The 16,257-nt window shown below is 63.2% G+C and carries 3 protein-coding genes; all 3 read left to right on the forward strand.

Annotated elements, in window-relative coordinates; translation table 11 throughout:
* Positions 1-366: phosphopantetheine-binding protein (locus ACFZPT_RS26230; protein ID WP_379557477.1), on the forward strand; the 366-nt coding region annotated here is incomplete at its 5' end.
* A 3-nt stretch (positions 367-369) separates the two neighbouring features.
* Positions 370-8,148 carry an amino acid adenylation domain-containing protein gene (locus ACFZPT_RS26235; RefSeq protein WP_379557479.1) on the forward strand — a complete coding sequence of 2,593 codons (7,779 nt, stop codon included), beginning with the start codon at positions 370-372 and terminating at the stop codon, positions 8,146-8,148.
* Between the two features lie 64 nt (positions 8,149-8,212).
* Positions 8,213-16,257: amino acid adenylation domain-containing protein (locus tag ACFZPT_RS26240; RefSeq protein ID WP_379555936.1), on the forward strand; the 8,045-nt coding region annotated here is incomplete at its 3' end.

Raw genomic sequence — 16,257 nt, forward strand, 5'->3', positions numbered from 1 at the left:
CTGACCCCCAACGGCAAGCTCGACCGCAAGGGCCTGCCGGCGCCGGACGCGAGCCTGATGCAGCAGACCTACGTGGCTCCTGAAACCGAACTGGAACAACAGATCGCCGCGATCTGGGCCGAGGTGTTGCACCTGCCCCAGGTGGGCCTGAACGACAACTTCTTCGAGGTGGGTGGGCATTCGCTGCTGGCGATCCAGATCACCTCGCGGGTCCAGGCCGAACTGGGCCTGGACGTGCCGCTGGTGGAAGTGTTCCAGACCGAAACCCTGCGCGCCTATGTGCAGGCCGCAGCCACCTTCCGTGCCGGCAGCGCGGAAGACTTTGACGACCTTCGTGACTTTTTGAGCGAACTAGAGGCGATTTGAAGCATGCTTACCAACCCTAATATCGATCTGGTTTCGCGCTTTCTTCGCCTGCCTCTGGAACAGCGCCAGCAGTTTTACCAGCGCTTGCAAAGCCGAGGCATGAGTTTCGCGCAATTGCCCATTGCCTCGGTTCGCGAGGCCGACCAACACCTGCCGCTGTCCTACGCCCAGGAGCGCCAGTGGTTTCTGTGGCAGTTGGACCCGGACAGTGCCGCCTATCACGTGCCCGGTGCCCTGCGTCTGTGCGGGATGCTGGACAAGGCCGCCCTGCGGCGCAGCTTTGCCAGCCTGGCAGCACGACATGAAAGCCTGCGCACCCGCCTGCACCTGGACGACGAATCGCGCACCCAACAAGTGTTACCCCATACCGACATCCAGATCCTTGAAGACCGTACCGACGAGGCGCAGCTCAAGGCCCGGGTCGAGGCCGAGATCGCCCGTCCGTTCGATTTGCGCCAAGGCCCGCTGTTGCGGGTAACCCTGTTGGAACTCAATGCACAGGAGCATGTGCTGGTGCTGGTGCAGCACCATATTGTGTCCGATGGTTGGTCTATGGGCGTGATGGTGCAGGAACTGATGCAGCTATACGCCTCGTACAGCCAGGGTCAGGACTGCACCTTGACGCCGCTGCCGATCCAGTACGGCGACTATGCGTTGTGGCAACGCCGCTGGATGGAGGCGGGCGAGAAAACGCGCCAATTGGACTATTGGCGTCAACTGCTGGGCGGTACGCAGCCGGTGCTGGCGCTGCCCCTCGATCGTCCGCGCCCGGCGCAACAGCGCTTTCTCGGTGCCCGTCAGGACATCCAGCTTGACCCTGGGCTGGTGACCGGTTTGAAGGCCCTGGCCCAACGCGAAGGCGTGACCCTGTTCATGCTGTTGCTGGCATCGTTCCAGCTGTTTTTGTACCGCTACAGCGGGCAGCGCGATATCCGTGTCGGCGTGCCGATTGCCAACCGCAACCGTGTCGAAACCGAGGCGCTGATCGGTTTCTTCGTCAACACCCAAGTGCTCAAGGCCGACCTTGATGGTGCCATGAGCTTCTCCGAACTGCTCCAGCACACCAAGCGTCGTGCGCTGGAAGCCCAGGCCCATCAGGATTTACCCTTCGAGCAGCTGGTGGAGGCTTTGCAGCCTGAGCGCAGTCTTAGCCATAACCCGTTGTTCCAAGTGATGTTCAACCATCAGGCGCAGGCGCGGACGGCCATACAACAACTGCCGGGCCTGCGGGTGGTCAGCCTGGAGCATGAGACCCGCACCGCGCAATTCGACTTGAGCCTGGACACCCAGGAGACCGAGGACGGCCTCTGGGCGTCGCTGACTTACGCCACGGACTTGTTCGATGCCAGCACCGCCGCGCGCATGCTCCGGCACTGGCTGGGCCTGCTGCGTGGGGCGGTGGCCGACACGACGCGGCCCTTGCAGGACCTGGCCATGCTGGACATGACCGAGCGCCAACAAATACTTGAGCAGTGGAACGCCACCGCCCGCGACTACCCGCAAAACCAATGGGTGCATCACCTGATCGAAGCCCAGGCCGAGCGCCAGCCGCAGGCCACGGCCCTGGTGTTTGCCGAGCAACGTATCGACTACGCCGAGCTCAACCGCCGCGCCAACCGCCTGGCCCATCGCTTGATCGAGGCCGGTGTCGGCCCGGATGTGCGGGTGGGCCTGGCCGTGGAGCGCTCCTTCGACATGGTTATCGGCCTGCTTGCGGTGCTCAAAGCCGGCGGCGCCTATGTGCCGCTGGACCCCGACTACCCACGCGAACGCCTGGCCTACATGCTCGACGACAGCGGCGTGCAACTGCTGCTGACCCAAGCGCCTTTGCTCAGTCAGTTGCCGATTCCGCATGGCTTGGAAACCCTGGTGCTGGGCGAGTCGAGTTTTGAGACCTACAGCGAGCAAAACCCGGCTGTCGCGTTGGACGGCGAAAACCTCGCGTACGTGATCTACACCTCGGGCTCCACTGGCCAACCCAAGGGCGCGGGCAACCGTCATTCGGCCTTGCTCAACCGCCTGCAATGGATGCAGGAAGCCTACGGGTTAAGCGCGGCCGACAGCGTATTGCAAAAGACCCCGTTCAGTTTCGACGTGTCGGTGTGGGAGTTTTTCTGGCCGCTGATGACCGGCTCGCGCCTGGTGATTGCCGCCCCTGGCGATCACCGCGATCCGGCCAGATTGATCCACTTGATCAACGCCGAACAGGTCACCACGCTGCACTTTGTGCCGTCGATGTTGCAGGCGTTCTTGCAGGATGCGGCGGTGTCCAGCTGCCGGAGCCTGCAACGCATCGTGTGCAGCGGTGAGGCGTTGCCGGTGGATGCGCAGCAGCAGGTGTTCGCCAAGCTGCCGCACGCTGGGCTGTACAACCTGTATGGCCCGACCGAAGCCGCCATCGACGTGACCCACTGGACCTGCGTCGACGAAGGCCGAGACACCGTGCCGATTGGCCGTCCGATTGCCAATCTGGGCTGCTACCTGCTTGACGATAATTTCGAACCGGTGCCGGTCGGCGTGCTGGGCGAGCTGTACCTGGGCGGCGCCGGTCTGGCCCGTGGTTATCACCGCCGTCCTGCATTGACCGCCGAACGCTTTATCGCTCACCCGTTCGTCCACGGCGAGCGCCTATACCGCACCGGCGACCTGGCGCGCTACCGCGAAGACGGAGTGATCGAATACGCCGGACGTATCGACCATCAGGTCAAGCTGCGCGGCCTGCGCATCGAGCTGGGCGAGATCGAAGCGCGGTTGCTGGAACACGAGCAGGTCCGCGAAGCGGCGGTGCTGGCGGTGGACGGCAAGTACTTGGTGGGTTACCTGGTGCTGCACCATGCCCACGGCGATTGGCGCGAGGTGCTCGGTGCGCACCTGGCCGAACACCTGCCGGATTACATGGTGCCGGCGCAGTGGGTACTGCTGGAGCAGATGCCGCTGAGTCCCAACGGCAAGTTGGATCGCAAGGCGTTGCCCAAACCTGAGGTGACGCATCACTACATCGCCCCGCAGAGCGCATTGGAGCAACAGATCGCCGCGATCTGGGCCGATGTGCTGGGCGTCGAGCAAGTGGGGGTCAACGACAACTTCTTCGAACGCGGCGGGGATTCGATCATCTCGATCCAGGTCGTCAGCCGCGCGCGTGCTGCCGGCATCCATTTCACCGCCAAGGCGCTGTTCCAGCACCAGACCGTGCGCAGCCTGGCGCGGGTGGCACAGCTGCACGCTGTGGCAGTGATCGACCAGGGGCCGGTGCAGGGTCAGACGCCGCTGCTGCCGTTCCAACAGTTGTTCTTCGAAAGAGACCTGCCGCAGCCGCACCACTGGAACCAGTCACTGCTCTTGACGCCGCGCCAGCCTCTGCAGGCCGCACGCCTGGAAGCGGCCTTGCAGGCGCTGATGCTGCACCACGATGTACTGCGCCTGCGCTTCAGTCAGCACGGCGCAGAGTGGAAGGCCGTGCATGCCGAGCCTGCCAGCGGACTGCTCTGGCACGCCACGGTGCCGGATACCCAGGCCCTGACGGCGCGCTGTGAAGAGGCCCAGCGCAGCCTTGCACTGAATGGGCCGCTGCTGCGTGTATTGCTTGCCGATCTGCCGGACGGCAGCCAACGGTTGCTGCTGGTCATGCACCACCTGGTGGTGGATGGCGTGTCCTGGCGGGTGGTGCTTGAAGACCTGCAAAGTCTGTATCGCCAGCATGCGCTACCAGCCAAGACGACGTCGTTCAAAGCGTGGGCCGAGCGCGTACAGGGCTATGCCCACAGCGAAGCGATCCAGTCGCAAAAGCACTTCTGGTTGCAGCAACTCGATGGCATGCCCACGGACCTGCCGTGTCGTGACCCCCACGGCGCTCGGCCTGGTCGACTGGCGCGCACGCTGGTCAGCCGACTGGACGCCGAACGCACCCGGCAATTGCTGCAACAGGCACCGGCGGCCTATCGCACACGGATCAATGACCTGCTGCTGACCGCCCTGGCGCGGGTGATCTGCCAATGGACCGGGCATGCCAGCAGCCTGATCCAGCTGGAAGGCCATGGACGTGAGGACCTGTTCGATGACATCGACCTGAGTCGCACTCTGGGGTGGTTCACCAGTCTGTTCCCAGTGCGCCTGACGCCGGCTGACTCCCTGGCCGATTCCATCAAGCAGATCAAGGAGCAACTGCGTGCCATTCCAGACAACGGTCTGGGGTTCGGTGCCCTGCGTTATCTGGGAGATGATGCGACGCGCCAAGCGTTCAGTCGCTTGCCGGTGCCGCGCATCACTTTCAACTACCTGGGTCAGGTCGACGCCAGCTTCGATCAGCCGGACGGCCTGTTTGCCACTGCGTCGGAAAGTGCCGGTGCCGAGCAGAGCCCAGACGCGCCACTGAGCAACTGGTTGACCGTCAACGGCCAAGTGTATGGCGGCGAGTTGCACATGGGCTGGACCTTCAGTCCGCTGATGTTCGACCCTGAGGTGATCGAAGCTGTGAGCGTGGCATTCAGCCGCGAACTGACGGCGTTGATCGCGCATTGCTGCACGCCCGGCAACAGCGGCGTCACCGTGTCGGACTTCCCCTTGGCGCGGTTGAACCAACAGCAACTTGAGTCGCTGCCGCTGGCCGCCGATGCCATCGAAGACCTCTACACCTTGTCGCCCATGCAGCAGGGCATGCTGTTCCACTCCCTCTATGAGCAAGCGGCGGGCGACTACATCAACCAGATCCGGGTCAGCGTCGATGGCCTGGACGTGCCACGATTCCAGCAAGCCTGGGACGCGACGGTGCAGGCGCATGACGTGCTGCGCAGCGGGTTTTTCTGGGAAGGGCAATTGGACTGGCCATGCCAGGTGGTGTACCGCGCGGCCCGTTTGCCCGTCGAGGTGCTTGACTGGCGCGCCATGCCGGAGTGCGAACAGGCTCTACAGGATTTGCAGCAGGCCCAGCGTCGGCAGGGCTTCAACCTGTCACACGCGCCTTTGATGCGCCTGCTGCTGGTGCGCACCGACGAGCAGCGCCATGAACTGATTTACACCCATCACCATATCCTGATGGACGGTTGGAGCAATTCCCGCTTGTTCGGTGAAGTACTGCAACGCTATGCCGGGATCGCGGTGCCCGAAACCGCCGGGCGCTATCGCGATTACATCGGCTGGTTGCAACAGCGCGATAGCGCGGCGACCGAAGCCTTCTGGCGCGAACAGGTGGGCGCGTTGCAAGCGCCGACCCGCCTGGGCACCTATCCGCCAACGTCGCAGACGGGGCAGGGGCAGCATCAGTTATCGCTTGACCCCGGCTTGACTGAGCGCCTGGAATCCTTCGCGCGAAGCCACAAGGTTACCCTCAATACTTTGATCCAGGCGGCGTGGCTGATCCTGCTACACCGCCACAGCGGGCAACCGGTGGTGTCATTCGGCGCCACGGTATCCGGGCGTCCCGCTGAACTGGTGGGGGTGGAACAACAGGTTGGGTTGTTTATCAACACCTTGCCGGTCATCTGCGCAGTGGATGAGCAGGCGTCGGTGGCCGATTGGCTGCAAGCAGTGCAGTCGCAGAACTTGTCCCTGCGCGAGCATGAGCACTGTGGGCTGTACGATATCCAGCGGTGGGCCGGGCAAGGCGGGGAAGGGCTGTTCGACAGCATCTTGGTATTCGAAAACTACCCGGTGTCCAAAGCCCTTGAGCAGAGCGGCGGCAGTGGTCTGCGATTTGGCGCGCCACAGGCCCATGAACAAACCAGTTTTCCATTGACGGTATTGGCGGACGTCGGTGAAACGCTGTCGGTGCAATTCAACTTTGCCCGTGCGCATTTCACCATGCCCATGGTGCAGGGCTACGCCCGGCATCTGGCCAACCTGCTGGGTGGCATGCTCCAAGGCGGTGAGCAAAGCCTTGGCGAACTGGCCATGCTGGACATGACCGAGCGCCAACAAATACTTGAGCAGTGGAACACCACCGCCCGCGACTACCCGCAAAACCAGTGGGTGCATCACCTGATCGAAGCCCAGGCCAAACGCCAGCCGCAGGCCACGGCCCTGGTGTTTGCCGAGCAACGTATCGACTACGCCGAGCTCAACCGCCGCGCCAACCGCCTGGCCCATCGCTTGATCGAGGCCGGTGTCGGCCCGGATGTGCGGGTGGGCCTGGCCGTGGAGCGCTCCTTCGACATGGTTATCGGCCTGCTTGCGGTGCTCAAAGCCGGCGGCGCCTATGTGCCGCTGGACCCCGACTACCCACGCGAACGCCTGGCCTACATGCTCGACGACAGCGGCGTGCAACTGCTGCTGACCCAAGCGCCTTTGCTCAGTCAGTTGCCGATTCCGCAAGGCTTGGAAACCCTGGTGCTGGGCGAGTCGAGTTTTGAGACCTACAGCGAGCAAAACCCGGCTGTCGCGTTGGACGGCGAAAACCTCGCGTACGTGATCTACACCTCGGGCTCCACTGGCCAACCCAAGGGCGCGGGCAACCGTCATTCGGCCTTGCTCAACCGCCTGCAATGGATGCAGGAAGCCTACGGGTTAAGCGCGGCCGACAGCGTATTGCAAAAGACCCCGTTCAGTTTCGACGTGTCGGTGTGGGAGTTTTTCTGGCCGCTGATGACCGGCTCGCGGCTGGTGATTGCCGCCCCTGGCGATCACCGCGATCCAGCCAGATTGATCCACTTGATCAACGCCGAACAGGTCACCACGCTGCACTTTGTGCCGTCGATGTTGCAGGCGTTCTTGCAGGATACGGCGGTGTCCAGCTGCCGGAGCCTGCAACGCATCGTGTGCAGCGGCGAGGCGTTGCCGGTGGATGCGCAGCAGCAGGTGTTCGCCAAGCTGCCGCACGCTGGGCTGTACAACCTGTATGGCCCGACCGAAGCCGCCATCGACGTGACCCACTGGACCTGCGTCGACGAAGGCCGCGACACGGTGCCGATTGGCCGTCCGATTGCCAATTTGGGCTGCTACCTGCTTGACGATAATTTCGAACCGGTGCCGGTCGGCGTGCTGGGCGAGCTGTACCTGGGCGGCGCGGGCCTGGCCCGTGGTTATCACCGCCGTCCTGCGTTGACCGCCGAACGCTTTATCGCCCACCCGTTCGTCCACGGCGAGCGCCTGTACCGCACCGGCGACCTGGCGCGCTACCGCGAAGACGGAGTGATCGAATACGCCGGGCGTATCGACCATCAGGTCAAGCTGCGCGGCCTGCGCATCGAGCTGGGCGAGATCGAAGCGCGGTTGCTGGAACACGAGCAGGTCCGTGAAGCGGCGGTGCTGGCGGTGGACGGCAAGTACTTGGTGGGTTACCTGGTGCTGCACCATGCCAGCGACGATTGGCGCGAGGTGCTCGGTGCGCACCTTGCTGAACACCTGCCGGATTACATGGTGCCGGCACAGTGGGTGCTGCTGGAGCAGATGCCGCTGAGTCCCAACGGCAAGTTGGATCGCAAGGCGCTGCCCAAGGCCAATGCCAGCCTGATGGCCCGCGAGTACATTGCGCCCCAGAGCGAACTCGAACAACAGGTCGCCGCGATCTGGGCCGAGGTCTTGCACGTTCAGCGTGTCGGCCTGCACGACAACTTCTTCGAGCTGGGCGGGCATTCGTTGCTGGCTACGCAAGTGGTGGTGCGCCTGCGCGAGCGCTTGCACGCCGAGTTCGACGTCAAGTCGATCTTCACCGCACCCACCCTGGCTGATTTCAGTGCTTACGTCGCGGCCCAGCAAACAAATAATTCGCCGGTGCAGGACGCATTGGCTAAATCCTTGGAGGCCCTCAAACGTCTATCAGCAGAAGATTTGGATAAATTGATTTCCTGAGGGGCGTGGCGTGCAAGCATTAATCGAGTCGGTGGGTTCACTTTCTGCGCAGCAAAAGAAAGCGTTGGCGGTCATGCTCAAGCAACAAGGCATCAACCTGTTTGAGATCGCCCCGGTTTTCAAGCGTCAGGAAGGCGAGCCGCTTCGACTCTCTTATGCGCAGGAGCGGCAGTGGTTTTTGTGGCAGTTGGAGCCGCAGAGCACCGCATACCATGTGCCTCGGGCGCTGCGTCTGGTGGGAGAGCTGGACGTAGCAGCCTTGCAGCGCAGCTTCGACACTCTGGTTAGCCGGCACGAAAGCCTGCGCACGCACATTGAGCCCGATGGTGACAGCGCCTTGCAGGTCATTGTCGAAAACGCGCGGGTGGAAATCACCTTGGTCGAGGCCCAGGCATTCCAGGTCAAAGACTGGGTGCAGGCCGAAATTGACCGGCCGTTCGATTTGCAGCAAGGCCCGTTGCTGCGAGTGAAACTGCTACGCCTGGCGCCGCAGGAGCATGTGCTGGTACTGGTGCAACATCACATCGTCTCCGATGGCTGGTCGATGCAGGTCATGGTCGACGAGCTTGTGCAATTGTATGCCGCCCATGTCCAGGGGCTCGAACCGCAGCTACCGGCCTTGCCAATCCAGTACGCCGACTATGCACTGTGGCAGCGCAGCTGGATGGAAGCCGGCGAGCGCGAGCGGCAACTCGCGTACTGGGAAAACCTGCTGGGCGGTGAGCAGTCCGTGCTGGAATTGCCGATGGATCGCCCACGGCCTGCGATACAAAGCTACCGCGGTGCACGTCTGGACCTGGCGCTGGATGCCGCGTTGGTCACCCGTCTCAAAACCATGGCGCAGCGCGAAGGTGTGACGCTGTTCATGCTGCTGCTGGCTTCATTCCAGGCGGTGTTGTATCGCTACAGCGGTCAGGGGGACATTCGCATCGGCGTGCCGGTGGCCAACCGCAATCGCGCGGAGACCGAGGGGCTCATCGGCTTTTTCGTCAACACACAGGTTCTCAAGGCTGACATCGACGGGCAGATGAGCTTTCGCGAGCTGTTGCACCACACTCGTGAGCGCGTGGTGCAAGCCCAGGCCCATCAAGACTTGCCTTTCGAGCAACTGGTCGAAGCGCTGCAGCCGGAACGTAGCCTGAGTTATAACCCGCTGTTCCAGGTGATGTTCAACCACCAGACCGATACCCAGCGCGGCGGCGCCAGCGCAACGGGTCTGCAGGTCCAGGGGTTGGAGTGGGACAGCAAGACCGCGCAATTGGATCTCAACCTGGATACCCAGGAATCGGTCGAAGGCATTCAGGCGTCCCTGACCTATGCCACGGACCTTTTCGACGCCCCCGGCATGCAGCGCCTGCTTGCACACTGGCAACGTTTGCTGCACAGCGTCAGCCAGGATTGCACCCGCCGTGTCGGTGAATTGCCGCTGCTGGAGGATGCCCAGTTGCAGCACATGGTGCATGACTGGAACGCTACCCAGCGGGCGTTTGCCCAGGATATGGGCGTGCATCGCCTGTTCGAAGACCAGGCTCGGCTGCGCCCGGATGCGACGGCACTGGCGTGTAACGGCCAAGTGCTGAGCTATGGCGAATTGAACCGACGTGCCAATCGACTGGCCCACCGTTTGCGCGGCGCTGGCGTCGGCCCCGACGTGCTGGTGGCGGTGGCTTTAGAGCGCTCGGTCGAGATGGCGGTGGCACTGTTGGCAACCTTGAAGGCCGGCGGTGCCTACGTGCCGCTCGACCCTGGTTTCCCGCCTGATCGATTGGCCTTTATGCTCGAAGACAGCCGCGCGCACGTTGTGCTGACGGCCGGCAGCCTGCGTCAACAGTTGCCGTTGGCGGCCGATCAGCAGGTGCTACTGATGGACGAAGACGCGGATGGGCGCTACAGCAGCGTCAACCCAGACGTCGAACTCAGTGGTGAGCACCTGGCATATGTGATCTACACGTCCGGCTCCACCGGCAAACCCAAGGGCGTGATGGTGCGCCATGCCGCGCTGAGCAGCTTCACCCAGGGCATGGCCGACACCTTGGGCATTGATGCACAAGCACGCCTGTTGTCGTTGACCACCTTCTCTTTCGATATTTTTGCCCTGGAGCTTTACGTTCCCCTGGCGGTGGGCGCGACGGTGGTCCTGGCCGACAAGGACACGTCCCTGGACCCGGAGGCCATCCTCGACCTGGTGCAGCACGCAACCATCGACGTGCTGCAAGCCACGCCATCGACCTGGCGCATGCTGCTGGACAGCGAACGTTGCACCGTACTGCGCGGAATCAAATGCCTGTGTGGTGGTGAGGCGCTGCCCGCCGACCTGGCCGAGCGCATGCTCGCCTGGCAAGGCACGGTGTGGAACCTGTACGGCCCGACCGAGACGACCATCTGGTCGGCCGCCTATCCATTGCTTGAGCCTGTGCCGTTTGTAGGGCGACCGATTGCCAATACGTCGCTGTTCATCCTCAACGACACGCTTACGCCTTGCCCGCTGACGGTGCCCGGTGAACTGCTGATTGGTGGCGTCGGTTTGGCTCGCGGTTATTTCGGCCGGGCGGCCATGACGGCCGAGCGCTTTGTGCCCAACCCGTATGGCGGTCCCGGCGAACGCTTGTATCGCACCGGCGACCTGGCGCGCTATCGCGAGCAGGGGGTGGTGGAGTACATCGGCCGCGTCGACCATCAGGTTAAGGTGCGGGGTTTCCGTATCGAATTGGGCGAGATCGAGGCGTGCCTGCGCGAGCAGCCAATGGTGCGCGAAGCGGTGGTGATAGCTGACCATGAGCAGTTGCTTGCCTATCTGGTCACCCGCCACCCGCTGGCCGAGCAGGAACAGGCCGCGCTGCGGGAACAGCTCAAGACAGCCTTGCGCGCGCGATTGCCGGAATACATGGTGCCGAGCTATCTGGTGCTGCTGGAGCGGATGCCGCTGACCCCCAATGGCAAGCTGGACCGCAAGGCCCTGCCAAGGCCCGACGCTGGCGCGTTGCAAAAACATTACGTGCCACCCGTGACCGCACGCGAGTGCCAGGTGGCGGCGATCTGGGCCGAAGTGCTGGGCGTGGCCCAGGTCGGTCTGTCGGATCACTTCTTTGAAATCGGCGGGCACTCGTTGCTGGCGACACGCGTTGTGTCTCGCGTGCGTCAGGCATTGGCAATCGATGTGCCACTCAAAGCGTTGTTCGAACAGCCTGAGCTTGGGCGCTTTGTGCAGGCACTCTCCGACAGCGTGCTGGACGTGCAGCCGATTGCCCGCTGCGCGCGCGATCAACCGCTGGCATTGTCCTATGCCCAGGAGCGCCAGTGGTTCCTCTGGCAGTTGGAGCCTCACAGCGCGGTGTATCACATCCCCGCAGCCCTGCGCCTGCAAGGCGCACTGGACCGTCAGGCGCTGCAACGCAGTTTCGATGGCTTGCTTGCACGCCATGAAAGCCTGCGCACGGTGTTCGTCACGGAGGGTGAGCGCACCGTGCAGCGCGTGGCCGCACCAGCGGCGTTGCGGATCGAAGAGCAAACCCTCGCTACCGATGATCCGGCCGTGGTGAGGGCCCAGGTAGAGGCGGCAATCGCCGAACCGTTCGATTTGCGCACCGGGCCGTTGTTGCGCGTCCGGTTATTGCAACTGGCAGCGGATCAGCATGTGCTCGTCCTGGTGCTGCATCACATCGTCAGCGATGCCTGGTCGATGCAGGTGATGGTCGAGGAGCTGGTGCAGTCCTATGCCGCGCTTAAGCTGGGCCTGGAGCCGCAGTTGCCAGCGCTGCCGATTCAGTATGCCGACTATGCGGTGTGGCAGCGCGACTGGTTGCAGGCCGGTGAGCAGGCGCGCCAGTTGGCCTATTGGCGTGAGCGTTTGGCCGGCGAGCAACGGGTGCTGGACTTGCCGCTCGATCATCCCCGCCCCCCGGCGCAAAGCCACCGCGGTGCGCGTGTGGAGTGGCTGTTGGACCCCGCGTTGCTGGAGGCTTTGCAGGGCCTGGCCCAACGGCAAGGCGCGACGCTGTTTATGGTGTTGCTGGCTGCGTTCCAGGCATTGTTATATCGCTATACCGGCCAGTCGGATATTCGCGTGGGCGTGCCGATTGCCAACCGCAATCGGGTGGAAACCGAGCGGTTGATCGGTTTTTTTGTCAACACTCAAGTCCTCAAGGCCGACATCAGCGGCGAGCTGTCGTTTGTCGAGCTGCTCCAGCAGGTCAAGCAGGCGGCCTTGGAAGCCCAAGCGCATCAGGACCTGCCGTTCGAACAACTGGTCGAAGCGCTGCAGCCGGAACGCAGCCTGAGCCATAGCCCACTGTTTCAAGTGATGTTCAACCATCAGATCGATGCGCGCGGCACTGCGGCGCCGCAGGCGATGGGGCTACAGGTTGATGCTCTGGAATGGGACAGCCACACCGCGCATTTCGATGTGAGTCTGGATACTCAGGAAACCGTCGATGGGCTTTGGGCGACATTGACCTACGCCACCGATCTGTTCGAGGCCGCCACGATTGAGCGTATGGCGCAACACTGGCTAAGCGTATTGCGGGCCGTGGTTGAACGCCCTAACGAACACCTTGCAGACCTGCCGATGCTGGGTGCCAGTGAGCGTCAGCGTCTTACGCAGACCTGGAACGCCGGCGCACCGGCCGCGCCTTGGACGGGCGGGGTGCAGCGTCTGTTCGAGGCGCAGGCACGGCGGCGCCCACACGCGGTAGCGTTGGTGCTCGATGGCGTATCGCTGAGCTATGCCGAACTGAACCTGCAGGCCAATCGCCTGGCCCATTGCCTGGTGGCCCACGGCGTCGGGCCGCAAGTGCTGGTGGGGATTGCCGTTGAGCGCTCCTTCGCCATGGTGGTCAGCCTGCTGGCAGTGCTCAAGGCGGGCGGGGCCTACGTGCCCCTCGACCCGAGTTACCCGCGCGAGCGTCTGGCCCACATGCTTGAAGACAGCGGTGTGCGTCTGGTGCTGACACACGCCCACGTGCCTATCGTGCTTCCCGAAGGGGTCGCAGCCTTGGCCATTGACCAGGCAGGACTGGCCGAGTACTCCGGTGAAGACTTGGCCTTGGCGATCGGCGCGGATCATCTGGCCTATGTGATTTACACCTCCGGCTCTACCGGCAAACCCAAGGGCGTTGCCATCGACCATGGCGCCCTGAGCGAATTCGCGAGCATTGCCGCCGGCTATTCGCAGCTGACGCCCCAGGACCGTGTGCTGCAATTCGCCACGCTTAACTTCGATGGTTTTGTCGAGCAACTGTATCCGGCCTTGACCCACGGCGCGGCGGTGGTCCTGCGTGGCGCGTCGCTATGGGACAGCGGCCGGCTGTATACCGAGATCTTGAGCCAGGGGATTACCCTGGCCGATTTGCCGACCGCCTATTGGCACCTGTTTGTGCTTGATTGCCTGGCCGCCGGGCCCCGTTCGTATGGTGCCTTGCGCCAAGTGCACATCGGCGGCGAAGCCATGCCGCTGGACGGGCCCGCACAATGGGTACGCGCTGGCCTGGGCCATGTGCGTCTGCTCAATACCTATGGGCCGACCGAGGCGACGGTGGTGTCCAGTGTGCTGGATTGCAGCGCAGCGGATGAAGCCCTGAGCGCTACCGCCAGCCCTATTGGCCGCTCGTTGCCAGGGCGCGCCCTGTATGTCCTGGACCGCGATCTCAACCTCGCACCCCTGGGGGCGGTGGGCGAGTTGTATATCGGCAGCGCCTGCGGCCTGGCTCGTGGGTATTTGAATCGTGCAGGGTTGACGGCCGAGCGTTTTGTCGCCAATCCGTTCGCTGACGCTGGCGAACGCCTGTACCGCACCGGTGACCTAGCCCGTTATCGTGCCGACGGCGTGATCGAATACGTCGGGCGTGTCGATCATCAAGTCAAGATTCGTGGCTTCCGTATCGAATTGGGTGAGATCGAGACGTTGCTGCTGGCCCAGGCCAATGTCCGCGAAGCGGTGGTGCTGGCCGTCGATAACCTACTGCTCGCGTACCTGGTGGCGGATCAGCAGGAGACTGCGGCGCTGGGTGAAACCCTCAAGGCGGTATTGCGTGAACAACTGCCGGATTACATGGTGCCGGCGCACCTGGTCTTTCTTGACCGCTTGCCGTTGAACCTCAATGGCAAGCTGGATCGCCAAGCCCTGCCCAAGCCTGACGCGCATCTTTCGCAGCCGGCCTGGGTGGCACCGGTCAGCGCCGTCGAGCAACAAGTGGCAGCGATCTGGGCCGATATTCTGGGGGTGGCACGGGTCGGGCTGACGGATCACTTCTTCGAGCTGGGCGGGCACTCGTTGCTGGCCATGCAGGTGACTTCGCGTCTTCGCCAGGCGCTGGCCCTTGAGGTGCCGCTCAAATTGCTGTTCGAGCAGCCGCGCCTGCAAGGTTTCGTCGCAGCGTTACCCGCCTGCGCGAGGGCCGACCAAGGGCGCGCGCCGGCGCTGGTTGCGTTGCCGCGTGACGGTGAGGTACCGCTGTCATATGCCCAGGAGCGCCAGTGGTTCCTCTGGCAGTTGGACCCGGACAGCCGCGCCTACCACGTGCCGAGTGTGCTGCGCCTGAAGGGGCCGTTGGACATTGGCGCGCTGCAACGCAGCTTTGATCATCTGGTGGCCCGTCATGAGAGTCTGCGCACCGTGCTGCGCCACGGCAGCGATGGCACCGTGCAAGTCGTGCGCGAGCCTGCGCCGGTGGTCATCAGTCACAGTAATGTCCAGGAAGCTGATCTGCAGACGTGTGTGGAAGCGAAAATCGCCCTGACCTTCGATCTGGAGCAAGGGCCGCTGCTGCGCGTGGATCTGCTGCGCCTGGCCGAGGATGATCACGTACTGGTGCTGGTGCAGCACCATATCGTCTCCGACGGTTGGTCGATGCAGGTGATGGTCGAGGAATTGGTGCAGGTCTACGCCGCCTTTAGCCAAGGCCAAGAGGTGCGACTGCCGCCACTGCCGATTCAATATGCCGATTACGCAGTGTGGCAACGCCAGTGGATGGAGGCGGGCGAGAAGGCGCGTCAGCTGAGCTACTGGCGCGAGCTGCTGGGCGGTGAGCAACCGGTGCTGGAGCTGCCGTTCGATTATCAGCGCCCGGCGGAGCAGAGCCATCGCGGCGCGCGTTCGCACATAGAAATACCCACGTCGCTGTTGGTCGACCTCAAAGCCCTGGCCCAGCGCGAAGGTGTAACGCTGTTCATGCTGTTGCTGGCCTCGTTCCAGGTTCTGTTGCACCGCTACAGTGGCCAACAGGACATTCGCGTTGGCGTGCCGATTGCCAACCGCAACCGTGTGGAAACCGAGCGTCTGATTGGTTTCTTCGTCAATACCCAGGTGCTCAAGGCCGAGATCGATGGTCACGTCAGCGTGCGCCAATTGTTGGCCCAGGTGAAAGAGCGTGCCCTGGGAGCACAGGCCCATCAGGACCTGCCCTTCGAGCAATTGGTCGAAGCGCTGCAGCCGGAGCGCAGCCTCAGTCTGAACCCGTTATTCCAAGTCATGTTCAATCACCAGGCCGAACGACGGCAGGGGATGTCGACTGCGGCCTTGCATGAGCTGCGCGTCGAAGGGCTGGCCTGGGAAAGTCATACCGCACATTTTGATCTGGACCTGGATGTGCATGAGTCGAGCGAGGGGCTGGCAGCCTCTCTGGGCTACGCCACCGACCTGTTTACCGCCGCCACCATCGAGCGCATGGGCCGCCACTGGCACAACCTGTTGCAGGCAATGGTGGCCGACCCGCAGCAGAGCATCGGCCAGTTGAAATTGCTGGATGACGCGGAACAACAGCACATTCTGCACCTGTGGGACCGCAGCGATGCCGGCTTCTCGGCCCAGCGCCTGGTGCACGAGTTGTTCGCCGACCGCGCCCAGGAAACCCCCGATGCCGTGGCGGTGAAATTCGACACCCAAACCCTGACCTACGGCGAGCTGGACCGCCTGGCCAACCGCCTGGCCCATGCGTTGATTGCCCGTGGGGTTGGCGCCGAGGTGCGGGTGGCTATCGCCATGCCGCGCAGTGCCGAGATCATGGTGGCGTTCCTGGCGGTCATGAAGGCTGGCGGCGTGTATGTGCCGCTGGATATCGAATATCCGCGTGATCGGCTGCTGTATATGTTGGAGGACAGCTGCGCTCAGTTGCT

This window comes from Pseudomonas sp. MD330_10, from assembly GCF_042610415.1.
In the GTDB taxonomy this organism is placed as follows: Bacteria; Pseudomonadota; Gammaproteobacteria; order Pseudomonadales; family Pseudomonadaceae; genus Aquipseudomonas; species Aquipseudomonas rhodesiae.

Excerpts from the sequence above, each read along its gene's own strand:
- ACFZPT_RS26235 (WP_379557479.1), top strand. The coding sequence starts at position 370 with ATGCTTACCAACCCTAATATCGATCTGGTTTCGCGCTTTCTTCGCCTG.